Raw genomic sequence first — 23,176 nt, 5'->3', positions numbered from 1 at the left:
TAACCTCGAAGATTTTGGAAGCCGCCTCTGCTGCATGGACGGTGCCATATCAGCAGTTCCGGTTTCTGATTATCGGTTCGATGAGACGGTGCCCACGGGATCAAAGTTATAGACGGTTTTGCGTGCCGGTAAACGAGTTCACCTGAACAGCCTATACCAGTTCCACTTCCACGACGCCCGGCACCGCGCGCATCGCCGAGGCGATCTGTGGCGAAATCCGGTAGCGGTTGGGCAGCTCGATCTCGATTTCCCCCTCGCCTTCTTCCTTGATCAGCACGAAGCTGACCTGGCCCTCGCCCCTGACGGCCAATTGGCCGGCCAGTGTGTTGATCGGCGCGGCGTTGCGCACAAAAATGCGCAGCGCCTTCTGGATGCGGCTTGCCTCATCCTCCAGCGACTGTACCGAGTTGATGCGCAAATTGACGCCTTCCGGCCTGTCCTCGGCGGCAACGGTGATAACGACGGAGCGGCCGGCCTCGAGCAGATCGCGATACTGCGCCAGTCCTTCCGAAAACAGCACGGCTTCGTACTGGCCGGACGTATCGGAAAAGGCGATAACGCCCATCTTGTTGCCGGTGCGCGTCTTGCGCTCCTGCTTGGATGTCACCGTGCCGGCCAGACGTCCGGCGGCGGCACCGCGCTTGACGGCCGCCGAAAACTCGGCCCACGTCTGCACCCGCATCTTCTGCAGCGCCGCCTTGTACTCGTCGAGCGGGTGCGCCGAGAGATAGAAGCCGACCACCTGGAATTCGCGGTGCAGCCGGTCGGCGGCGAGCCATGGCTCCGTCGCCGGCAGATTGAGCGCCTGCGACTGGGCGCCGAGCGAGGCGCCGAAGATGTCGTGCTGGCCGGAAACCGCATTCTGCTGCGCCAGCGACGCCAGCCCCATCATGCGCTCCACGCCCGCCATCATCGACGCGCGATCATGGCCGAAGCAGTCGAGCGCGCCGGCCATGATCAGGCTTTCGAAGACGCGCTTGCCGACGATCTTGGGATCGACCCGCTCGCAGAAATCAGCGAGGTTCTTGAACGGTTTTTCGCCGCGCTGGGCAACGATGTGCTCGACCGCCGCGTCGCCGACGCCCTTGAGTGCGGCCAACGAATAATAGATGCGGTTCTCACCGACCTCGAAGGGACGGAAGCTCGATATCACCGACGGCGCCAGAACCTCTATGCCGAGACGCAACGCATCCTGGCGGAAGTCGGCGAGCTTGTCGGTGTTGCCCATGTCGAGCGTCATCGATGCCGCCAGGAACTCGACCGGATAATGCGCCTTGAGATAGGCGGTCTGGTACGAAACCACCGCGTAAGCCGCGGCGTGCGACTTGTTGAAACCATAGTCGGCGAACTTGGCCAGCAGGTCGAAAATAAAGTCGGCTTGCGGCTTGCCGACGCCTCGCTCGACCGCGCCGGAGACGAAGCGCTCGCGCTGCTTGTCCATCTCGGCGCGGATCTTCTTGCCCATGGCGCGGCGCAGAAGGTCGGCTTCGCCGAGCGAGTAGCCGGCAAGCTCCTGCGCGATCTGCATCACCTGTTCCTGGTAGACGATGACGCCTTGCGTCTCCTTCACCAGATGGTCGATCTTGGGATGGATCGACGCCATCTCCTCCTCGCCATGCTTTCTGGCGTTGTAGGTCGGGATGTTCTCCATCGGCCCCGGCCGGTACAGCGCGACCAGCGCGATGATGTCCTCGATGCAGTCGGGCCGCATGCCGATCAGCGCCTTGCGCATGCCGGCACTTTCCACCTGGAACACGCCGACCACCTCGCCGCGCGACAGCATGGCATAGGTGTCGGGGTCGTCGAGCGGGATCGTCGCCAGGTCGATCTCGATGCCGCGCCGGCGGATCAGCTTGACCGCCGTCTCCAGCACGGTCAGCGTCTTCAGGCCGAGGAAGTCGAACTTCACCAGTCCGGCCTGCTCGACATATTTCATGTTGAACTGGGTGACCGGCATGTCCGAGCGCGGATCGCGGTACATCGGCACCAGTTCCGACAGCGGCCGGTCGCCGATGACGATGCCGGCGGCGTGGGTCGAGGCATGGCGGTAAAGGCCTTCCAGCTTCTGCGCCATGTCGAGCAGCGTCTGGACGATCGGCTCCCTCTCGGCCTCTTCGGCAAAGCGCGGCTCGTTGGCGATGGCGTCGGCAAGCTTGACCGGATTGGCCGGATTCTGCGGCACCATCTTGGAGAGCTTGTCGACCTGGCCGTAGGGCATCTGCAGCACACGGCCGACATCGCGCAGCACGGCGCGCGCCTGCAGCGTACCGAAGGTGATGATCTGGCCGACCTGGTCGCGACCGTATTTCTGCTGGACGTAGCGGATGACCTCCTCACGCCGATCCTGGCAGAAGTCGATGTCGAAGTCGGGCATCGACACGCGGTCTGGATTGAGGAAGCGCTCGAACAGCAGCGAAAAACGCAGCGGATCGATATCGGTGATGGTCGTCGAATAGGCGACCAGCGAGCCAGCGCCCGAGCCGCGGCCCGGCCCGACCGGAATGCCCTGTGCCTTGGCCCATTTGATGAAGTCGGCAACGATCAGGAAGTAGCCGGGAAACTTCATCTTGGTGATGATACCGAGCTCGAAATTCAACCGCTCGCGATATTGCTCGACCGTGTAGCCGGGCGTCGGGCCGTGCGCGGCCAGCCGCGCGTCGAGCCCCTCATGCGCCTGGCGGGCCAGCTCGTCGGCTTCCGCCTGCACGGCCGCGTCATTGTCGGCGACATCGCCGCCGGTGAAGCGCGGCAGGATCGGGTTGCGGTTCTTGGGGTAGTACGAACAGCGCAGCGCGATCTCGACGGTGTTGTCAATCGCTTCCGGCAGGTCGGCGAACAGCCTGGCCATATCGGCCTGGCTGCGCAGGAAATTGTCCGGCGACAGCCGGCGGCGGTTGTCGGCGGCGACAACCGAGCCCTCGGCGATGGCGATCAGCGCGTCATGCGCGTCATAATCGTCGCGAGCCGAGAAGAACGCCTCGTTGGTGGCGACAAGAGGCAATTGATGGGCATAAGCCAGATCGATCGAGGATTTCTCGATCACGCGATCATAGCCGGAAACCCGATCGAGCTCGACATAGAGCCGGTCGCCGAACATCGCCTTGAGGGTCAAAAGCCGTGCTTCGGCCAGATCGCGGCGATCTTCCTTGAGCGCAATGCCGATCGGTCCGCGCGGCCCGCCGCTGAGGCAGATCAGCCCGTCACAATAGCCTTGCATCATTTCGGTGGTCAGGTGCACCGGCTCGCCGGGTGGCGTTTCGAGGTAGACGCGGCTGACCAGCCTGACCAGATTGGAATAGCCGGCTTCGGTCGCGGCAAGCAGGACGACCGGCCGCATGTCAGGACCTTGCCGCCTGCGATCGCGCTGGCCATCGCTGTTTTCGCCGGAAAAGGCGAGCGCAGTCTGGCAACCGATGATCGGCTGGATACCGTCCTTGACCGCCTTCTGCGCGAACTCAAGCGCGCCGAACAGATTGTTGGTGTCGGTGACGGCAATGGCCGGGGCTTCGTCCTTGACCGCGTGAGCCACCACCTTGCCGATCTGCAAGGCGCCTTCCAGCAGCGAATAGGCCGAATGCACGCGCAGATGGACGAAGGGCCGCGCCGGCGCCTCCGGCCTCGCGGCAGCAATCGCTGCTTCGCGCTTCAGGGGATCGCGGGGAAGTTTTTCGTCGGCCACCGGGTCCTGCTTTCAATCTGATCCGCGAATCTTGACTTTCCGCCCTAATCTAGGCTCCCGCGCTTTGACCTGCCAGCGTTCTCGGTCCCGGCGCCTTGCCCATACCCGGAAACCTCCTACCGCCGGCCGCCAGGCCGATCCGGGACCAGTGTGAAGCGCTTCATGGTCGACGGAGCGCGCCAATCGCACCCTGCCATTGTGAAATCGTCTTTCAACAGGGAAATTCTCATGACTAGCCGTTTTGTCGGGATGATGCGCTGAACATGTGGCTCGCTCTGGCAGATATGAAACCGGTTCCAATCAGCCCCAAGCTCGTCGATGGGGGCGAAAAGTCCTGCCCGAGCGCTCGCGCCGAAGCGGGAGCGCTGCTGATCGGCGTGGTCGGGCCGGACGGCATCGTGCGGCCGATCCCGAAGCGGTTCGAAATCGACGCCGAATTCGTCGAACAGGCAAGCGAGGCCGGCGCCCCGGAAGCGCGCTTCCGCTTTGCCAGCCGTTGCGTCGAGGGCAAATGCAGGCAATGGACCGGCAATTCCTGCGGCGTCATCGAAAAGGTGCTAACCGGCATGGCCGAGCAGATGATTGCGCCGGCTGAAAACCTGCCGAGCTGCGCCATTCGCGGCTCCTGCCGCTGGTACAGTCAGCACGGCGCCGATGCCTGCCGCGCCTGCGTCCACGTCATTACAGACCAGAGCATGGTGGCCGCGCCCGCTTGACCCCGAGATCGAGGAGCGGCTGCCTGCCCGTCCTCGATTGCGGCGCAAAAGATCAGGCGAATTCCATGATCACCGCATCCACGGCCAGGCTGTCACCAGGCTTGGCGTTGAGTTTCGAGACGACAAGGTCGCGTTCGGCGCGCAGCACGTTTTCCATCTTCATCGCCTCGACCACCGCCAGCGTCTCGCCGGCCTTGACCTCCTGGCCTTCGACGACCGCAATCGACACGACAAGGCCGGGCATTGGGCAAAGCAGCAGGTTCGACGTGTCCGGCGCTATCTTCTCCGGCATCAGCCTTTCCATCTCGGCGATGCGCGGCAGCATGGCGCGCGCGGTCACCGACATGCCCTTCCAGGCAATGCGAAAGCCATTGGCAACCGGCCTGATCTGAGCCGTAACCTTGCGCTGGCCGACCTTGCCGCGCCAGATCAGGTCGCCCGGCCGCCAGTCGGAGCTAACGGTCAGCGCCTTGCCGCCCTCGATCGACAGATCGATTTCCATCGGGATGGAAATCATGCCCTCGAGGATCGACGCCGACAGATAATCATCGCCGATCTTCACCACCCAGTCGCGTTTCAGCGCTCCCGAATGGGGCGCCAGCCGCCCGCCCAGCCGGTCGAGCCGGTCGCGGCGCAGCAACTCCACAACGGTCGCGATCGACGCCAGCACGGCTTTCTCATCGTTGTTCGGTACGACAGGCGCGAAGCCGTCAGGATATTCCTCTGATATGAAAGCGGTCGATATCTGCCCTTCCCGCCAGCGCGGATGCTGCATCAAGGCAGCCAGGAACGGAATGTTGTGTTCGATGCCGTCGACGACAAAGCTGTCGAGCGCTTCCGACATGGCATCGATGGCTTTGATACGCGTCGGCGCCCAGGTGCACAGCTTGGCGAGCATCGGATCGTAGAACATCGAGATTTCGGAGCCTTCGGTGACGCCGGTGTCGTTGCGGATGACGACATCGCCGAATTGCCCCTCCTCCGGCGGCCGGTAGCGCGTCAGCCGGCCGATCGAGGGCAGGAAGTTGCGGTACGGGTCTTCGGCGTAGAGCCGGCTTTCCACCGCCCAGCCATTCAGCTTGACGTCGCTTTGCTTGATGGCGAGCTTCTCGCCGGCGGCGACGCGGATCATCTGCTCGACCAGATCGATGCCGGTTACGAGCTCCGTCACCGGGTGCTCGACCTGCAATCGTGTATTCATTTCAAGGAAATAGAAGTTCTTGTCCTTGTCGACGATGAACTCGACCGTGCCGGCGCTCTGGTAGTTGACGGCCCTGGCCAGCGCCACCGACTGCTCGCCCATGGCCTTGCGTGTCTCGGCATCAAGGAACGGCGACGGCGCCTCTTCGGCGACCTTCTGGTTGCGGCGCTGGATCGAGCATTCGCGCTCGCCGAGATAGAGCGCGTTGGCATGCGCGTCGGCCAGCACCTGGATTTCGATATGGCGCGGATCGACGACGAACTTCTCGATGAAGACGCGGTCGTCACCAAACGAGCTCTTGGCTTCCGAGCGCGCCCGGTCGAAGCCGTCGCGCACTTCCGACCGATCCCAGGCGATGCGCATGCCCTTGCCGCCGCCGCCGGCGGAAGCCTTGATCATCACGGGATAGCCGATCTCGCCGGCGATCTTCTCGGCATGGTCGGCATTCTCGATGACGCCGAGCCAGCCGGGCACAGTGGAAACCTTGGCGGCGTTGGCGAACTTCTTCGATTCGATCTTGTCGCCCATCGCCCTGATCGCCCTGGGCTTCGGGCCGATGAAAATGATGCCTTCCGCTTCCAGCGCCTCGCAGAAGGCCGCCCGCTCGGACAGGAACCCGTAGCCGGGATGCACGGCCTGAGCGCCGGTCTCCTTGCAGGCGGCGATGATCTTTTCCGGGACGAGATAGCTTTGCGCCGCGGGCGAAGGCCCGATATGCACCGCCTCGTCGGCCATCTCGACATGCACGGCATCGCGATCGGCATCGGAATAGACCGCAACGGTGGCGATGCCCATCTTGCGCGCCGTCTTGATGACGCGGCAGGCAATCTCGCCACGATTGGCGATCAGGATTTTGGTGAACATGCGGATGTCGTTCCTCCGGCGACGCGGTCCAGTTCTATGGACAATTTCGGCGCGCCTCAAGGGGCGGGCCCGGGAGGCGTGTCCGGCCCCTCACGAGTTCAATTCTACTGACTTTCACACCGACAAATTAAAGAACAGGCGATAGGCATATTTCAGGGTCCGCAGAAGAGACGGTAGACGAACTTCAATGGTCAAAATAGCAAAATGGCTAGCAGTCCTGGCGATCAGCATCGCTCTGGCGATACCGGCGTATATGATCCTGATCAATTTCGCCGGCATCGGACTGAATGCCGCGCTTTCCAGCTATTTCGCGCCGCAGATGAGGCAGGAGCCAGCAAGGCAGGCGAAAGATACGCCCGCGGATGGCAAATACCAGAATGTCTACAATCCCAAGAAAGGGTACGCCTTGTCGTCTATCGAGCATTTCAAGGAGTTCGACAGGCTGCGGGTGGCCAGCATTCAGCTCGTCTTGGACGCTGGTCTCTTTCAAGGCTCCACCGCTTCGAGCAAGAAATCCGCCGCCCGGATCGCAGCGCTCGAATATGCGCGGGACGAATGCCAGGAATTCTTGAAGACATTCGCTGAAAAATGCCGGGTATCGGATACGTCCGCCGACCTCTGGACAGGCAAAACGGCAATGATCCGGTTTAGCCTCCAGTTTGTGCAAAAAGGCGATTTCGGGACCGTCGCCAAAAGTGAAAAATTGATCGCCAACACAATCTCGTTCAGATACCAGGATGATGGCGATGTGAGATTCTCGTTGACCGATCCGGGGCCTGCCAGGAAAAAGCGCGCGGAAATCTATCAGGCGATCTACAAGGATTGCGCCGCTATCAAAGAACAGTATGGAAACTGTTCGATCTACACGGTTTCAATTCAATCGGACCCGGTGGGCAAGGAAGGCCAGCAAAGCGCCCGCGTTTCGGGGTCTTCCTCGCAGGCGGTCATCCAGCCCATGGAAGATTAGTCTACAGCCGCTCCCGGCATTGCAATTTGCTGCGCATCGCAGCATTGAATATGCATTCAAAAACTGAAACCTTGAATGCCTGGGAGGAACTGACCCATGAAGACCCGCGCCGCTGTCGCTGTCGCCGCCGGAAAGCCGCTGGAGATCATGGAGGTCGACCTTGAGGGTCCGCGCGATGGCGAGGTGCTGGTCGAGATCAAGGCAACCGGCATCTGCCACACCGACGAATTCACGCTGTCTGGCGCCGATCCCGAAGGCCTGTTCCCGGCCATCCTCGGCCATGAGGGCGCTGGCGTCGTCGTCGATGTCGGCAAGGGCGTCACCTCGGTCAAGAAGGGCGACCACGTCATCCCGCTCTACACGCCCGAATGCCGCCAGTGCCCGTCCTGCCTGTCGCGCAAAACCAATCTGTGCACGGCGATCCGCGCCACGCAGGGCCAGGGGCTGATGCCGGATGGTTCGTCGCGCTTCTCGATCGGCAAGGACAAGATCTTCCACTATATGGGCTGCTCGACCTTCTCCAATTTCACCGTGCTGCCCGAGATCGCGCTGGCCAAGGTCAACCCCGACGCGCCCTTCGACAAGATCTGCTACATCGGCTGCGGCGTCACCACCGGCATTGGTGCCGTGATCAACACCGCCAAGGTCGAACAAGGCGCGACCGCTGTCGTCTTCGGCCTCGGTGGCATCGGCCTCAACGTCATCCAGGGCCTGAAACTTGCCGGCGCCGACATGATCATCGGTGTCGACCTGAACAACGACAAGAAGGAATGGGGTGAGCGGTTCGGCATGACGCATTTCGTCAATCCGAAGGAGATCGACGGCGATGTCGTCCCCCACCTCGTCAACATGACCAAGCGCGGCGCCGACCAGATCGGCGGCGCCGACTACACATTCGACTGCACGGGCAGCACCAAGGTCATGCGTCAGGCGCTGGAAGCCTCGCATCGCGGCTGGGGCAAGTCGGTCGTCATCGGCGTCGCCGGCGCCGGCCAGGAAATCTCGACGCGGCCGTTCCAACTGGTCACCGGACGCACCTGGATGGGCACCGCCTTCGGCGGCGCGCGCGGCCGCACCGATGTGCCGAAGATCGTCGACTGGTACATGGACGGCAGGATCCAGATCGACCCGATGATCACCCACACGCTGAAGCTCGAGGACATCAACAAGGGTTTTGACCTCATGCATGAGGGCAAGTCGATCCGAAGCGTCGTCGTTTACTGAGGAAGACCACAAGCCGCCGACCAACCGGCCTGCGACCTCTGTGGTTCACAACTGGGAGGAGAAAAGAATGGCGGAGAAACTGCACCCGAAAATCGACAATGGCTTGCCCAGGGAAAGCGCAAGCTTTGCCGGCGGCACGTTGGTCTGCGCCTGCACCAGCAAGCCGGTGAAGGTGAAGGTCAAGGGCCAGATCGCCCACAACCACGCCTGCGGCTGCACCAAATGCTGGAAGCCCGAAGGCGCGATCTTCTCGGTCGTTGCCGTGGCCGGCACGGGCGACGTCACCGTCACCGAGAATGGCGACAAACTGAAGGTGGTCGACCCCTCAGCGCTGATCCAGCGCCATGCCTGCACCGGCTGCGGCGTCCACATGCACGGGCCGGTCGAGCGCGACCACCCGTTCAAGGGCCTGTCCTTCATCCATCCCGAGCGCTTCGAGGAAGACGGCTGGTCGCCTCCTGGCTTCACCGCCTTCGTCTCGTCGATCATCGAGTCCGGCGTCGATCCAAAGCGGATGGACGGCATCCGTGCGCAACTGAAGTCGATCGGGTTGGAACCCTATGATTGCCTCAACCCAGGCCTGATGGACTATATAGCGACCTGGACGGCGAAGAAATCCGGTGCCTTGCCGGCCTGACAGTCGTGAAATTTCAGGTTTGGGGCCGGACACGTTTCCGGCCCCTGCTCGTTCTGGAGAGACAATGCCCTCACCCGCCATTCTCGTCGACGCCGACGCCTGCCCGGTCAAGGCCGAGGTCGAAAAGGTCGCCGAGCGCCATGGCGTCGTCGTCACCTACGTCTCCAATGGTGGCTTGCGCCCCTCCCGCGACCCGATGATCCGCAACGTCGTGGTGTCCAAGGGCGCCGACGCCGCCGACGACTGGATTGTCGAAAACGCAAAATCCAACGACATCGTGATCACCGCGGACATTCCGCTTGCCGCCCGCGCGGTGGCACTCGGCGCGCACGTGCTTGGACCGACCGGGCGCCCCTTCACGCCGGAAACGATCGGCATGGCGGTGGCGATGCGCGATCTCAAGCAGCACTTGCGCGAGACCGGCGAAAGCAAGGGCTACAATGCCAGCTTCGCCCCGCAGGACCGCTCACGGTTTCTCGGCGAACTCGACCGCATCTTGCGGCGGGCGCTCAAATCCGCCACACCGCAATAGAAACCGAGCGCCATCCAAGGTTGGAACCGCCATGGCTGCCGAAATTCCGATGAAGCCTCCCATGCAGCGCCACATGCTGTTCGCGGTATCGTTCGGCTTCGGCGTTGTGGCACTGGTCGTGGCGTTGCTGTTGCATACCTCGCTCGCCTATTCGATCGGCGCCAACGCGTTCTTTGCTACCTACGTCATCCTTGTCGTCGCCCAGATGCCGAAGTTCACCGGCAGGTATCTGAGCAAGAATGCGCGCGCCACCGACCAGCCGGTGCTGGTCATCTTCGCCGTGACGCTCGTCGTCGTCGGCGTTGCCACCTTTTCGCTGTTTCAGTTGATCAACCAGAAAGACAGCGCCCACCCCATCGAGCTTGGCTTCGCGCTGCTGTCGATCCCACTCGGCTGGTTCACAATCCATGCCATGGCAGCGCTCCATTATGCCCATGTCTATTGGATGGACGGCGATGCGATCGACGCCGAGACCAAGAAGAAGATGCCGGTCGGCGGACTGCTGTTTCCTGGCGACAAACGACCGGAAGGCTGGGATTTCCTCTACTTCTCGACGGTGATCGGCATGACGGCGCAGACCGCCGACACCAACATCTCGACGACGCATATGCGTTGTGTCGTACTTGTCCACTCGATCCTGTCGTTCTTCTTCAACACGGTCATCGTCGCCGCGGCCGTCAATCTCGCCGTCAGCCTGGGCGCTCCGTAATAAATCCGTGATCGGATGAAACATTGGTTTGGATCGCGACGTATCAGGAGGACAATGAACGCACAGGCCAGGTCGCCAAGGCCAGGAGACGAGACAAGATGGAATCCGTTGCCAGAAGCCAATCCGCCGCGGGCCCAGGCGCTTCGGCGTCGAACGAAAAGACGCTGATCTATCGGCAGTCGCGCTGGACGCGGCTGACGCATTGGCTCTGGGCCATCTCGCTGTTCTTCATGCTGCTGTCCGGCCTGCAGATCTTCAATGCCCGCCCGCAGCTCTATATCGGCAAGCAGTCGGGCTTCGACTACAACAACACCATCTTCGCCATCGGCGCCGAGAACACCAACACCGGGCCACGCGGCTACACTGAAATCTTCGGCAAACGCTTCGACACCACGGGGGTGCTCGGCTGGTCGGGGCCGGCAGGCCAGGAGACGTCCCGCGCCTTTCCGTCCTGGGCGACCATCCCGTCCTACTACGATCTCGGCACCGCCCGCGTCATCCATTTCTTCTTTGCCTGGATACTGACCACGACCTTGATCGTCTGGCTGGTCGCCAGCACCATGAATGGCCATCTGCGGCGCGATCTCGCGCCGCGCCTCGACGATATCAAGCGGCTGCCGCAGGACATCATCGACCACGCAAAACTCAAATTCCACCACAGGCGCGAATACAACACGCTGCAGAAGATGGCCTATGGCGGTGTGCTGTTCGTGCTGTTGCCGCTGATGATCATCACTGGCCTGGCTATGTCGCCAAGCATGAATTCCGTGCTGCCGTTCCTCAACGATCTGCTCGGTGGCCGGCAGACGGCACGCACCATCCATTTCACCGTCATGGTGCTGCTGGTCGCCTTCTTCATCGTCCATATCCTGATGATCCTGGCCGCCGGTCCGATCAACGAACTGCGCTCGATCATCACCGGCTGGTATCGCACCGATCCTCCCGCACAGGACGACAAACCCGCCGAGAGGAGTGCGTGACATGGCGAAGTTTGAGATAAGCCGCCGCAAATTCCTGACCGGTGCCAGCCTCGGCGCCTCCGGCATCATGCTGTCGGGCTGCGACGCTTTCGACAGCCAGCTAAGCGTCGGCGGCGGCTTGCGCAGTTTCCTCGAAAACGCCAATGGCCTGACATACCGCGCACAGCGGCTGCTCGCCGGCCGCGACGCACTCGCACCGGAATTCACCGAAGCCGACATCCGCCAGCCGCAGCGGCCGAACGGTGTGACGGCGCCGGACGACGACACCTACAAGGGCCTGCTCGCCAACAATTTCGCCGACTGGCGACTGGAGGTTTCAGGCCTGGTCGAGAAGCCGCTGTCGCTCAGCCGCGAGCAGCTTCAGAACATGCCGAGCCGCACCCAGATCACCCGCCATGACTGCGTCGAAGGCTGGAGCTGCATCGCCAAATGGACCGGCACGCCGCTGTCGCTGGTGCTGGACCAGGCGGTGGTCAAGCCGCAGGCGCGCTACGTCATGTTCCACTGCCTCGACACGATCGACCGCAGCCTGTCCGGCGACATCAAATATTACGGCACCATCGACCTGATCGATGCCCGTCACCCGCAGACGATCCTCGCCTATGGCCTGAACGGCAAGCCGCTGCCGGTCGAGAACGGCGCGCCGCTGCGTGTCCGCGTCGAGCGCCAGCTCGGCTACAAGATGCCGAAATATCTCTACAAGATCGAACTCGTCGACGGCTTTGCCACTATCGGCGGCGGCAGGGGCGGCTATTGGGAAGACAATGGCTACGACTGGTATGGCGGAATCTGAACCGCAAACCGCAAACGATGATCGGCCCGTTGGAGGCAACGGGCCGATCAATTACGCCTGGCCAGAGCACCGGACCGAAAACCATGTAGCGGTTTTCGGATAAATCCGATGCTCACAAGAGATTGAGCCCCCGGCCCCCGCTCAATAGCCGGCGTAGATCCACTGACAATTGTTGTAGGAATCGCAGCTGTAGTACCAGTAGCCGTCGCTGCGCGCCGTTTCACCGTTCGACGTGGCCATGGTGGCGAGAGCATCGGCCTTCTTGGCATCCGCGCCCATTTCCTTGGCCATCTTGGCCATCTTGCCGGTGTCCATGAGCGTCGGTTTGCCATCCTTCATCTTGGCGCCCTGCTCGGCCACCGGCCCGGCCTCGGCCAGCATTCTGGCGGCGACGAGCATGGCCTCGCCATCCTTGTCGGCCTTGGCGATGTTGGCCAGCGCCACGGCGGTTTCGACCTTGGTGCGCGCATCGGCCTGTTTCTCCGGCGTCATCCCGCCGGCGAAGGCCAGCGTTGTCGAGCCAAGGCCGGCGGCAAATGCAAGAGCAAGCATCTTACGAAATGCGGTCATGTGTTGTTCTCCCTGAGTGGACGTCCCGTCCAGCAGGAAAGCAGTTTCACCAGGGGAGAACCCTACCCAAACAGGTAGGCGGCAGGTGCTTTTCATCCGGCATCCGTTCTGGCCTCCGCCAACCACCGTTTGACAAGCTGCCCTCAGTCGGGGACGATGGGCCGGGGTATTCAGGCAGATTTTATTTCGGGCATGCTGCGTGCGCTGATCGTGCGCCGCTGCCGGAAGCCGGGGGGCGGGCTTGACCTTGATGCAGAAGCGCGAGGCGCGGTTTCTCGACGCCCTCTATCTTGGGGTGCGTGACCGGGCAGAATTTGACGCCTCGCTTGATCTTCTCGGCGGCCTGTTCGACGTCGCCACGGCCATTTTGCTGGATTTCGACGCGGCGCGGCCGCAAGTGTCGGCGCAAGCGTCGGTCGGGCTTTTCAAGGGCGAGGTCATGGATCGCTATCAACGCGATTTCGCGACATTGGACCCCGCGCCAAGAGCGTTCATGGCCGTGCCCGCTGGCACCGCCATGCCGACCTATCGCCTGCTTCCGGAAGAGACGCGCAAACCTGGCGTTTTCTTCAACGAGTTCTTCCGGCCATTGGGGCTGGAGGAATGCCTCGGCGGCACGCTCGCATCGACCAAAGCACGTTTCGCCATGATCGGCCTGCAGCGGCCGCGCGATCGCAAGCCCTTCGACGACGACGACATAGCCAGGCTCGAAGCGCTGATGCCGCATCTGGCGCGAGCGCTGCAGCTTCGCCGCAGCTTTCTTGAACTCGAAGGCGCCGCCGGCGCCATGTCCGAAATATGTGACCGGCTGGCGGCCGGCGTCGTGGCGCTCGACGAGTACGGGCGCAGCCTGTTCGTCAACGCCGCGGCTCGCAAGATCGCCAGCGCCAATGACGGTCTGTCTATTGACCGTGGCGGCCGGCTTTTCGCCTTGAGCCGTGCCGCCAACAACAGGCTCGCCGAACTCGAGAACGATGTCCGCTCAGGCGGCCCTGGAGGCGTCATGCGGGCAGCCCGCGCGGCTGGCAAGCCGTCGTACGGCGTCATGGTTGCGCCATTCTTCCTCGATCATGGCGTCGACACCACAAGATCGCGGCCACGCGGCGTCATGTTCATCCTCCATGACCCGCTGCTCGAGGCACAGTCGGACGCGCAGACGATCGGCGCGCTTTTCGGCTTGCCGAAAGGCACCGCGCAGCTCGTTGCGGCGATTGCCGCCAACCAAGATCTGCAAGCCTATGCCGACCGGACCGGCATCTCGATGAACACCGTCCGCTATCACCTCAAGGCAGCCTACAGCCGAACCGGCGTGCGCCGGCAATCGGAGCTGGTGAGGCTGGTCAGCATGGCCCTGCGCGATCTCACCGACCACCGCGGCGGAAGCGGCTAGCCCTCAGGGCAAGCGCAACCGCTTACAACGAGTGGCGAAACAGCTCGCCTTTTCCGGCAATCCGCTCGCCAATGCCGCCAAGCCGCAGCATATGCCAGGCCAGGGCATGGTTGCTCGAGGTGACCGGTTTCCCCAGCTCCTTCTCGACCTCCTCGATGATCCGGGCAACGCGCATGCTGGTGCAGGAAACGAACACGGCCTCACAGTCGCTCGACGCTCCGATTTCCAGGATGGCCTGCTTGACCGATGCCGGCGTGATGCGAGCAACGACATTGTCGTCCGCCTCGTTGAAGGAGCCCATGACCGGAATATCCATTCCTCGCGCCATCAGCGATGCACGCAGCGAGTGATTGATCTTGGCGAGGTAAGGGGTGAGCAGCGCGATCCGCGAGACGCCCAGGGCCTTCAGCGCCGCCCGCGCCGCCGTCACCGGGTTGGTGACCTGCACGCTTGGCAGCACCTCGTGAACGCGCGCGGCAACCTTGTCCTCGCCGATGACCAGCGCTCCCGAGGTGCAGGCAAAGCCGATCACATCGAACTTGACGTCGGGCAAAAGCCCGACCGTTCCTGGGATCACGGCCGACATCTTCATCAGGTTTTCCGGCGTGATCTCCACATCACTGTAGAGACGGGCCTCGTACAGCGCGATGTCGCGCGCGGGCAGTGCATAGCGGAATTCATCCTCGATGGTCTGGTCGGTCCGCAGCACGAGCAGGCCGAGATTGGCGCGGGTGCCGATACCGTCGTCGGTCTTGAAGGGAATGTGTTCCTTGTCGAGGACAAGCGTGTCGTCGGCGCGGGTACCCGGGGCGTCCATGGTGCAATCCCCTTCCTGATGCCAATCAGAATTGTCGACAATAGAAACGGCAACATCATCGAAACTGTCAAGAGCTCCGTGCGGATTTTGAAAACCAGGAAACGCCGGAATTATAGGCCTGGCTGGATCGCTCGTCAGTCGCCGCCCATGCGCCGTTGACAAAGATCTGCGTCTTCATATTGAATTGTCGACAATAGAAACGACAGCCATTCGGGACGGCAATGCGCGTATTGATCTTGGGCGGGGGCGTTGTCGGGATCACCACTGCCTATCAACTGCAAAAGGACGGCCACACGGTCACCGTTCTCGAGCAGGCAGCGCGGGTGGCCGAGGGTGCGAGCTGGGCAAATGCCGGCATGATCGCGCCCGGCCACTCCTTCGTCTGGTCGTCGCCAGCCGCCCCAAAAATCCTGCTCAAGTCGCTTTTCCAGAAAGACCAGGCGCTTCGTTTCAAACTTTCCGCCGACCCGCATCTCTACACCTGGTCGCTGCGCTTCCTCAGGGAATGCACGGCCGCAAGGGCGCGTCGCAACACCCTGCTCAAACATCGGCTTGCGGTCCATTCCCAATCGGTCCTGCAGGCGGTCGTCAGGGAGGAAGCGATCCAATACGACAGGACCTCGGCCGGCATTCTCTACTTCCACCGCAGCCGTCAGGCGCTCGACAAGGGCGTTGCCAACATGCGCCTGCTGGAGGCCGACGGCCAGGAGATCCGCATTGTCGACGCGCAGGAAATCGTTGACCGCGAGCCGGCGCTGGCTTCGTCGCGCGGCGGCATTGCCGGCGGCATACTGTGTCCGACCGACGAAACCGGCGACGCCGCGAAGTTCACGCGCGCACTGGCGGCCATCGTCGAAACGAGGGGCGGCAAGATCCTGACAGGCACCAGGATCGTCGGGATAGAGCGCAGGAACGAAGCGATCACCCGGGTCGTCACCGACCAGGGAGAGTTTCTGGCCGACACCTACGTTCTGTGTCTGGGCGCGGAAAGCCCGATCCTCGCCCGCAAGATCGGCCTTGCTCTGCCGATCTACCCGATCAAGGGATATTCCCTGACCATTCCCATCGTCGATCAGGCCCTGGCTCCAAAGCTTCCCGTTATCGATGAGCACAACCTCGTTGCCATCACGCCAATGGGCGATCGCATCCGCGTCACCGCCACCGCGGAGTTCGCGGGCTATGATCGCAGCCACAAGCCTTCCGATTTCGCCTTCATGAAGCGCGTCACGCAGGATCTGTTCCCGCGCGGTATCGCCTATGATCGCGCCGAGATGCGGGCCTGCCTGAGACCCATGACGCCCGACAATCTGCCGATCCTCGGTGTGCGCAACATCCGAAACCTCTGGCTGAACACCGGCCACGGCCATATCGGCTGGACCATGGCGCATGGATCGGCCCGCATCGTCGCCGATCTGATCGCCGGCCGGGCCGCGCCAATCGCCCTCGATGGTGTCCTTCCCACACAGGCGCGGTTGGCCGAACCAAGCGCCGCAAAGGCTTGATCGACGCCATGCTCCGACCCACCAGGCAAAGCAACCAGGACAACAATCCGGCGTCGGCATCCAAGCCGATCAAGACCGGCCCGCGTGTCTATGAAGAGATCCGTCGGATGGCGATGGACTATCGCTTCAAGCCGAACGAACGCATCAACGAAGTGGCGCTTGCCGCGAGGCTGAACGTCAGCCGCAGCCCGATCCGGGAGGCCCTCCAGCGGCTGGTCACGGAGGAACTCATCACCTTCCAGACCAATCGCGGCTTCTTCTGCCGCGGCTTCGATGTCGACGAAATCGTCAATCTTTCCGATGTGCGGGCCGTGCTCGAGGACCGCTCCCTCAGGCTGGCAATCCAGCGCGCGACCAATGAGGAACTCGCCGCGCTCGTCGACTGGTGGACGCTGACCATGGCGCGCGCCGACTCATTTTCCAGCGCCGAGCTGACCGCCAGGGACGAGGAATTTCACATCCGCATCGCCAGGCTGTCAGGCAATCCCGAACTGGCGCGCATGCTCGAAGGCATCAACACGCGCATCCATTTCGTTCGCAAGATCGAAGTGGAGAAGCACCGGCGACTGTCGACGACCTACACCGAACACAGCGAGATCGCCCGGGCCATGGTCGCCCGCGATGCCGATAGCGCCGCCAGGCTCCTGCATGACCACATCGCCATCAGCGTCGCCGATGCCATGTCGACCGTTCGGGAAGGCCTGGCACGGATATACGTCGACGCCGATCTGATCTGATCAGGCAACCCTTTACCGGTCAGGCAACCTTGTCGAGCAGCGGCCTCAGCGCCGGGTGGATTTCCGGCGAGGCTTGCTTGATCAGGGTCAGCAGCGCGCGTTCGTTCTCATAGAGAGGCCGGCCCGCGCCGATATGCTCGATCAGCCAGCCGGCTTCGCCGGCATCGATCGTCTCGGCGCGGCGGGCCAGGGCCTCGGCCGCCCTGTTCTTGGCTTCCCATTCGGCCTCGATGTCGCCTGGAGACCGGTAGGCTTCCATGATGCCGGCAAGGCCGCCGGAGATCATGCGGCTGAAGAAACCGCCGATTTCCGGATCGGCATGTTCGAGGAAGGCATCACGGCGCAGCGCCAAATCGCGCGTCGGCGCTTCGTAGCCGGCCGAGCACATGACGAAATTGGCGATCGCCTTGACGAACAGGTCGTTCCAGGACGGATCGTTGTTGGCTTGGGCTGTCCGCTCATTGATCCTGAACAGCACCTCGGCCTCGGCGCGCGTGATGGCAATGTTGCCGTCGCCGCCATGGGCATGGAGGATCCGGCGCAGCAGCTCGACCTCGGTCTTGGCGATCAGTCCGGGAACCAGCGCACCGCCGAGCATCAGCGGCCCCTTGCCGTCGATAACGGCATGCGCCACCTGCTCCAGCGCATAGACGCAAAGCTGGCCCGGCGACGATCTCGCCTCTTCCAGCACATGGACCAGCAATTCGAGTTCGGTCCGGCTGTCGACCATGCCGTCACGCGAGATCGTGCGGATCAGCCAGTCGGCATTGTCCTGCGAGATATAGCCCGACGGCTTTTCCTGGTGGACGATGTAGTCGGTGACCGCCTCGATGAAGAAGGGCGGCCATTCCTGGCATTTGTCCTTGGCCGTGGCGTCGAGCGCGAACAGCGCCTCGGCCTCGCCGCGCGTCACCACGCCGTCGCCGAACACCTCATGGCGCAACATCGCCACGTCCTCCGCGGCGATGCGGCTTTTCGAGGTCAGCCCGGCCACCGGCGCGCTCATGATCAATTCGCCCATTTGTCGTCCCCGTCCGCTGCCGGCAAGCGCCGGCCCCAAAGCGTCATACCCGCCACCATATCAGCAGTGTCTTGAAAAACCGGCAAACGGCGTGGTTAGCGAAGACTTGTCGGCCAGTGCATGTCGCCCAGAAATGTGCCGCGGTTTTGGGGGAACGACATGCATCAAAACAAAGAGCTAAAGCGCATCGCCTGAATCCGTTTCAGCGCGACGCGCTTTAGATGTCGCTGACAGGTGACAAGCCGTCGCGCACAAGCTATGGATGGCGCGTCGAGGACTCAGGGTCTGAGTCCTACCTGTTTGCGGGAGAGAGCAGCGAAAGCTGCCGCCGAAGGGGAAATCGCCCGAAATCTCTCAGGCAAAAGAACCGTAGACGGGAAAGACACTCTGGAAAGTCGGGGCTTGCCCCCGCGCCGAAGGTGTAAGCGCCGCTGACAGAGTTCCGGCTGCGCGAGTCTCTCAGGCTTCAGACAGAGGGGCACGGACTGGTCGCCATTCGCGACCGATTGCGTGCGACTCTGGAGACGACATGACGGGCGACGACACAAAACACCTTCCTCTCGAAGATATCCACATGGCCGCCGGTGCGCGCTTCGGCGCCTTTGCCGGCTGGTCGATGCCGCTGACCTATCCGGCCGGCGTCATGAAGGAACATCTTCACACCCGCGAGCAGGCAGGCCTGTTCGACATCTCGCATATGAAACTGTTCGAGGTCAGCGGGCCGGAAGCGGTTGCGCTGCTCAATCGTGCTTGCCCTTTGGATGCAGGCGCGCTTGAAATCTCGCAGTCCAAATTGTCCTTCTTCCTCAATGAAGCAGGCGGCATTCTGGACGACCTGATCGTCACCAGGCTTGGCGACACCAGGTTCATGGTGGTCGCCAACGCCGGCAACGCCGTGGCCGACGAAAAGCATTTGCGTGCGCTTGCCGCGGATTTCGACGCCAAGGTCGAGCCGCTCGACCGCGTCTTCCTCGCCGTCCAGGGTCCTGAAGCCTGGGCCGCCCTTTCCCGCGCTGGCATCGAGACCGGCTCACTGCTGTTCATGCATGGGGTCGAACCGCGGAAGAACTGGTTCATGAGCCGCTCCGGCTATACCGGCGAGGACGGTTTCGAGATCGGCCTGCCGGAGGCCGATGCGCGCGATCTCATCGCGAAGCTGCTCGGCGATGAACGCGTGCTGTGGATCGGTCTGGCCGCCCGCGACAGCCTGCGGCTGGAGGCAGGGCTCTGCCTACATGGTCAGGACATCACGCCGGAGACCGACCCGGCCAGCGCCGCCTTGATATGGGCCATCCCGAAGGGCATCCGCGCTTCCGGCGCTTTCATCGGCGCCGACGCCCTCCGCGCCGCCGTCGAACGAGGACCCGCGCAAAAGCGGGTTGGGCTGAAGCCGGAGGGCCGCCAGCCGGTGCGCGCCGGTGCTGCGCTCTTTGACGCCGACGGCAACCCGGCCGGCCACGTCACATCGGGCGGCTTCGGCCCTTCGGCCGGCCATCCGGTCGCCATGGGCTATGTCGCGGCAGCGCTGGCCAAGCCCGGAACACGGGTTTTCGCCGATGTTCGCGGCACGAAAATCCCAGTCGATATCAGCTCCCTGCCCTTCACACCGCATCGCTACCGCAAAGGATGATCTCAATGGCAACGACCTATTTCACATCGGATCACGAATGGCTCCGCGTCGAGGGCGGCATCGCCACTGTCGGCATCACCGACTATGCGCAGGAGCAGCTCGGCGATCTCGTCTTCGTCGAACTGCCGGAGACTGGAAAGAAATTGACCAAGGGCGACACCGCCGTCGTGGTCGAATCCGTCAAGGCGGCATCCGATGTCTATGCGCCCGTCGATGGCGAGATCACCGAAGCCAACGGCACGCTGTCGTCGGATCCATCACTGGTCAATTCCGCGGCAACCGGAGCCGGCTGGCTGTGGAAGATGAAGCTCGCCGACGAAAGCCAGCTCGCCGGCCTCATGGATGAGGCCGCCTACAAAGCCCATATCGGCTGATATCAGGACCCGAAAGACATGACCGCAGCACCCTACCCTTTCTCGGCCCGCCATATCGGTCCCGGCCTCAATGACACCAGAGCGATGCTGGCCGCAATCGGCGTGCCCTCGATCGAGACGCTGATCAGCCAGTCAGTGCCGAAGTCGATCCGGCTCGATCGGCCGCTTGCCTTGCCAGCACCGGCGAGCGAGGCGGAAGCGCTGGCCGAGCTTTCGGCTGTCATGGCTGGCAATACGGTGCTCAAGAGCTTCATCGGCGCCGGCTATCATGGCGTCCATGTGCCGCCGGTGATCCAGCGCAACCTGTTCGAGAACCCGGCCTGGTACACGGCCTACACACCCTATCAGGCCGAGATCAGCCAGGGCCGGCTCGAAATGCTGTTCAACTTCCAGACCCTGGTCGCCGAACTGACCGGCCTGCCGGTGGCGTCGGCCTCGCTTCTCGATGAAGCAACCGCCGTGGCTGAAGCGGTCGGCATCGCCTTGCGCCATCACCGCGACAAGCGCACCAAGATCGCCCTTGCCGGTACACCGCACCCGCAGACGCTGGACGTGGTGCGCACCCGCGCCGAGCCGCTCGGCATCGAGATCGATGGCGAGACGATCGACGACAACACCGCCGCCTTGCTCGTCTCCTGGCCGGATACGTTTGGCGTCTATGGCGACCACAAGGCGGCGATCGACAAGGCGCGTGCGACCGGCGCAATAGTCGTCTTCGTAGCCGACCCGCTCGGCCTGGCGCTGACCGACGCACCGGCCAAGCTTGGCGCCGACATTGCCGTTGGCCCGATGCAGCGCTTTGGTGTGCCTATGGGCTTTGGCGGCCCGCACGCGGCCTATTGCGCGGTCTCCGACAAGTTGACGCGGCTGATGCCCGGCCGCCTGGTAGGCCAATCCACCGACAGCAAGGGCCGGCCCGGTTACCGGCTTGCCTTGCAGACACGCGAGCAGCATATCCGCCGCGACAAGGCGACCTCCAACATCTGCACCGCGCAGGCGCTGCTCGCCAACATGGCGACCGCCTATGCCATCTGGCACGGCCCCGCCGGGCTGCAGGCGATTGCCGGGCGCATCCATGCGCTGGCCAACCGTCTGGCAAGCGGCCTCGAGGCGGCAGGCGTTTCGGTGATCGGCTCCAGTCGTTTCGACACGGTGACGGTGGAGACCAAGGGCAAGGCGGCACAGATCGCCGCCGCGGCCGAAAAGACCGGCCGGCTGCTGCGCGTCATCGATGCCGACCATGTCGGCATCAGCTTCGATGAGACCTCGACCGATGCCGATCTCGATGCGATCGCGGCCCTGTTCGGCGCCAAGCCTGGCTCCTCTGCCGGCAGCACGGTGCCTGGCAAGCCGCGTGGCAAGGAGTTCCTGACCCAGCCTGTTTTCCACGAAAACAAGTCGGAAACCGAGATGATGCGCTTCCTGCGCCGGCTGGCCGACAAGGACCTGGCGCTTGATCGCGCCATGATCCCGCTTGGATCCTGCACCATGAAACTCAACGCCGCCGCCGAAATGATGCCGGTGAGTTGGCCAAGCATCGCCAACCTGCATCCCTTCGCGCCGGCCGCGCACTCGGCCGGCTATCGCGCCATGATCGGCGAACTGGAGGGCTGGCTGTCGGAGATCACCGGTTTCGATGCGGTCACCTTGCAGCCCAATGCCGGCAGCCAGGGCGAATATGCCGGACTGCTCGCCATTCGCGGCTATCACCGCTCGCGCGGCGACAACCACCGCACCGTCTGCCTGATCCCGTCCTCGGCGCATGGCACCAACCCGGCAAGCGCGGCCATGGCCGGCATGAGCGTCGTCGTCGTGCGCTGCACCGAAGACGGCAACATCGACATGGACGACATGAAGGCCAAGGCGACTGAGCATGCGCAAAATCTCGCGGCGCTGATGTTCACCTACCCCTCGACGCATGGCGTGTTCGAGGAAGGCGCGCGCGATCTCTGCGCGCTGATCCACGAGCATGGCGGACAGGTCTATTTCGACGGCGCCAACCTCAACGCGCTGGTCGGGCTTGCCCGTCCCGGCGACATCGGAGCCGATGTCTGCCACATGAACCTGCACAAGACCTTCTGCATCCCGCATGGCGGCGGCGGTCCCGGCGTCGGCCCGATCGGCGTCAAGGCGCATCTGAAGCCCTATTTGCCCGGCCATGTCACCGAAGGTTCGCGCCATGCGGTGTCCGCCGCCCCCTTCGGCAGCGCTTCAATCCTGCCGATCACCTGGATGTACATCCGCATGATGGGCGCGTCGGGCCTCAAGCAAGCGACCGAAACGGCGATCCTGTCCGCCAACTACATCGCGACGCGGCTCGCTGCGCATTTCCCAGTGCTCTACAAGGGCAGGCAGGGACGCGTCGCGCATGAGTGCATCCTCGACACCCGCGTGCTCAAGGACAGCGCCGGCATCAGTGTCGACGATGTCGCCAAGCGCCTGATCGACTATGGTTTTCACGCGCCGACCATGTCCTTCCCTGTTGCCGGCACGCTGATGGTCGAGCCGACCGAATCCGAACCCAAGCGGGAACTCGACCGCTTCTGCGAGGCGATGATCGCCATCGCAGGCGAAGCGGCGAAAGTCGCCAGGGGTGAATGGCCTTTGGCCGACAATCCGCTGGTCAACGCGCCGCACACGGCAGCCGAAGCACTGGCCGGCCAGTGGACCCATCCCTACTCGCGCCTGGAGGCAGCCTATCCCGCCGGCGATGCCGATACGGCGGCCAAGTACTGGCCGCCGGTGTCACGCATCGACAATGTCGCCGGCGACCGCAATCTGGTCTGCTCGTGCCCGCCCCTGTCGGACTATCTGGGTGCGGCGGAATAACCTC

The 23,176-nt window shown here is 63.1% G+C and carries 19 protein-coding genes and 1 riboswitch; of the genes, 14 read left to right on the top strand and 5 right to left on the bottom strand.

The genetic code is table 11. From position 1 onward, the window contains the following. Window positions 1-151 precede the first annotated feature (151 nt). Window positions 152-3,679: a DNA polymerase III subunit alpha gene (gene dnaE / locus ACZ89F_RS12810; protein ID WP_476092233.1), complete on the bottom strand. Its 3,528-nt coding sequence runs from the start codon at window positions 3,677-3,679 to the stop codon at window positions 152-154. A 284-nt stretch (window positions 3,680-3,963) separates the two neighbouring features. Here dnaE and ACZ89F_RS12805 point away from each other — a divergent pair, with 284 nt between their 5' ends. Continuing rightward, the gene (locus ACZ89F_RS12805) at window positions 3,964-4,395 is read left to right on the top strand and encodes a hypothetical protein (RefSeq protein WP_476092232.1); all 432 of its coding nucleotides are present in this window, start codon (window positions 3,964-3,966) and stop codon (window positions 4,393-4,395) included. Window positions 4,396-4,447: 52 nt separating this feature from the next. Here ACZ89F_RS12805 and ACZ89F_RS12800 read toward each other — a convergent pair whose 3' ends face one another. Continuing rightward, window positions 4,448-6,460, bottom strand: coding sequence for an acetyl-CoA carboxylase biotin carboxylase subunit (locus ACZ89F_RS12800; RefSeq protein WP_476092231.1), 2,013 nt, complete (start codon window positions 6,458-6,460; stop codon window positions 4,448-4,450). Window positions 6,461-6,647: 187 nt separating this feature from the next. Between ACZ89F_RS12800 and ACZ89F_RS12795 the strand changes: the two genes are divergently transcribed. From ACZ89F_RS12795 to ACZ89F_RS12765, 7 genes are all read left to right on the top strand, one after another. Next, window positions 6,648-7,427, top strand: coding sequence for a hypothetical protein (locus ACZ89F_RS12795; RefSeq protein ID WP_476092230.1), 780 nt, complete (start codon window positions 6,648-6,650; stop codon window positions 7,425-7,427). A gap of 96 nt (window positions 7,428-7,523) precedes the next feature. Continuing rightward, a complete protein-coding gene (locus ACZ89F_RS12790) occupies window positions 7,524-8,651 on the top strand; it encodes an S-(hydroxymethyl)glutathione dehydrogenase/class III alcohol dehydrogenase (RefSeq protein WP_476092229.1) in 1,128 nt (375 codons plus the stop codon). A 67-nt stretch (window positions 8,652-8,718) separates the two neighbouring features. Further along, on the top strand, window positions 8,719-9,288 hold the full coding sequence (gene gfa / locus ACZ89F_RS12785; protein WP_476092228.1) for an S-(hydroxymethyl)glutathione synthase: 570 nt from the start codon (window positions 8,719-8,721) through the stop codon (window positions 9,286-9,288). A 64-nt stretch (window positions 9,289-9,352) separates the two neighbouring features. Then, window positions 9,353-9,820 (top strand): YaiI/YqxD family protein, encoded by a 468-nt coding sequence (locus ACZ89F_RS12780; protein ID WP_109671498.1) that lies wholly within the window; start codon window positions 9,353-9,355, stop codon window positions 9,818-9,820. A 31-nt stretch (window positions 9,821-9,851) separates the two neighbouring features. Beyond that, window positions 9,852-10,529 (top strand): DUF1345 domain-containing protein, encoded by a 678-nt coding sequence (locus ACZ89F_RS12775; protein WP_476092227.1) that lies wholly within the window; start codon window positions 9,852-9,854, stop codon window positions 10,527-10,529. Between the two features lie 98 nt (window positions 10,530-10,627). After that, window positions 10,628-11,509 (top strand): cytochrome b/b6 domain-containing protein, encoded by an 882-nt coding sequence (locus ACZ89F_RS12770; RefSeq protein ID WP_476092226.1) that lies wholly within the window; start codon window positions 10,628-10,630, stop codon window positions 11,507-11,509. 1 nt (window position 11,510) lies between these two features. Continuing rightward, the gene (locus tag ACZ89F_RS12765) at window positions 11,511-12,302 is read left to right on the top strand and encodes a molybdopterin-binding protein (RefSeq protein ID WP_476092225.1); all 792 of its coding nucleotides are present in this window, start codon (window positions 11,511-11,513) and stop codon (window positions 12,300-12,302) included. A 141-nt stretch (window positions 12,303-12,443) separates the two neighbouring features. Here ACZ89F_RS12765 and ACZ89F_RS12760 read toward each other — a convergent pair whose 3' ends face one another. Continuing rightward, the gene (locus ACZ89F_RS12760) at window positions 12,444-12,872 is read right to left on the bottom strand and encodes a hypothetical protein (protein ID WP_476092224.1); all 429 of its coding nucleotides are present in this window, start codon (window positions 12,870-12,872) and stop codon (window positions 12,444-12,446) included. A gap of 241 nt (window positions 12,873-13,113) precedes the next feature. Here ACZ89F_RS12760 and ACZ89F_RS12755 point away from each other — a divergent pair, with 241 nt between their 5' ends. Beyond that, window positions 13,114-14,262, top strand: a complete 1,149-nt coding sequence (locus ACZ89F_RS12755) for a helix-turn-helix transcriptional regulator (RefSeq protein ID WP_476092223.1) — start codon at window positions 13,114-13,116, stop codon at window positions 14,260-14,262. A 22-nt stretch (window positions 14,263-14,284) separates the two neighbouring features. Here ACZ89F_RS12755 and ACZ89F_RS12750 read toward each other — a convergent pair whose 3' ends face one another. After that, window positions 14,285-15,079 carry a maleate cis-trans isomerase family protein gene (locus ACZ89F_RS12750; protein ID WP_476092222.1) on the bottom strand — a complete coding sequence of 265 codons (795 nt, stop codon included), beginning with the start codon at window positions 15,077-15,079 and terminating at the stop codon, window positions 14,285-14,287. A 221-nt stretch (window positions 15,080-15,300) separates the two neighbouring features. Here ACZ89F_RS12750 and ACZ89F_RS12745 point away from each other — a divergent pair, with 221 nt between their 5' ends. Together ACZ89F_RS12745 and ACZ89F_RS12740 are read left to right on the top strand one after the other, a co-directional pair. Then, window positions 15,301-16,581, top strand: a complete 1,281-nt coding sequence (locus tag ACZ89F_RS12745) for a D-amino acid dehydrogenase (protein ID WP_476092221.1) — start codon at window positions 15,301-15,303, stop codon at window positions 16,579-16,581. An 8-nt stretch (window positions 16,582-16,589) separates the two neighbouring features. Beyond that, window positions 16,590-17,318 carry a GntR family transcriptional regulator gene (locus ACZ89F_RS12740; protein WP_476092220.1) on the top strand — a complete coding sequence of 243 codons (729 nt, stop codon included), beginning with the start codon at window positions 16,590-16,592 and terminating at the stop codon, window positions 17,316-17,318. 19 nt (window positions 17,319-17,337) lie between these two features. Here ACZ89F_RS12740 and ACZ89F_RS12735 read toward each other — a convergent pair whose 3' ends face one another. Further along, on the bottom strand, window positions 17,338-18,339 hold the full coding sequence (locus ACZ89F_RS12735; protein WP_476092219.1) for a hypothetical protein: 1,002 nt from the start codon (window positions 18,337-18,339) through the stop codon (window positions 17,338-17,340). Between the two features lie 293 nt (window positions 18,340-18,632). Next, window positions 18,633-18,719, top strand: a riboswitch (glycine riboswitch). Between the two features lie 149 nt (window positions 18,720-18,868). On the opposite strand from ACZ89F_RS12735, the gene gcvT reads away from it, so the two are divergent. Genes gcvT through gcvP form a run of 3 tightly spaced genes read left to right on the top strand, consistent with a single transcriptional unit; the run spans window position 18,869 to window position 23,172 of the window. Beyond that, on the top strand, window positions 18,869-19,969 hold the full coding sequence (gene gcvT, locus ACZ89F_RS12730; RefSeq protein WP_476092218.1) for a glycine cleavage system aminomethyltransferase GcvT: 1,101 nt from the start codon (window positions 18,869-18,871) through the stop codon (window positions 19,967-19,969). Window positions 19,970-19,974: 5 nt separating this feature from the next. Next, window positions 19,975-20,343 (top strand): glycine cleavage system protein GcvH, encoded by a 369-nt coding sequence (gene gcvH, locus ACZ89F_RS12725; protein WP_013531953.1) that lies wholly within the window; start codon window positions 19,975-19,977, stop codon window positions 20,341-20,343. Between the two features lie 18 nt (window positions 20,344-20,361). Then, window positions 20,362-23,172 (top strand): aminomethyl-transferring glycine dehydrogenase, encoded by a 2,811-nt coding sequence (gene gcvP, locus ACZ89F_RS12720; RefSeq protein ID WP_476092217.1) that lies wholly within the window; start codon window positions 20,362-20,364, stop codon window positions 23,170-23,172. Window positions 23,173-23,176 lie beyond the last annotated feature (4 nt).

This window comes from Mesorhizobium sp. USDA 3734 (assembly GCF_056279665.1).
The sequence above is the reverse complement of the archived record's forward strand: the minus strand, read 5'-3'. Positions and strand labels throughout refer to the sequence as shown.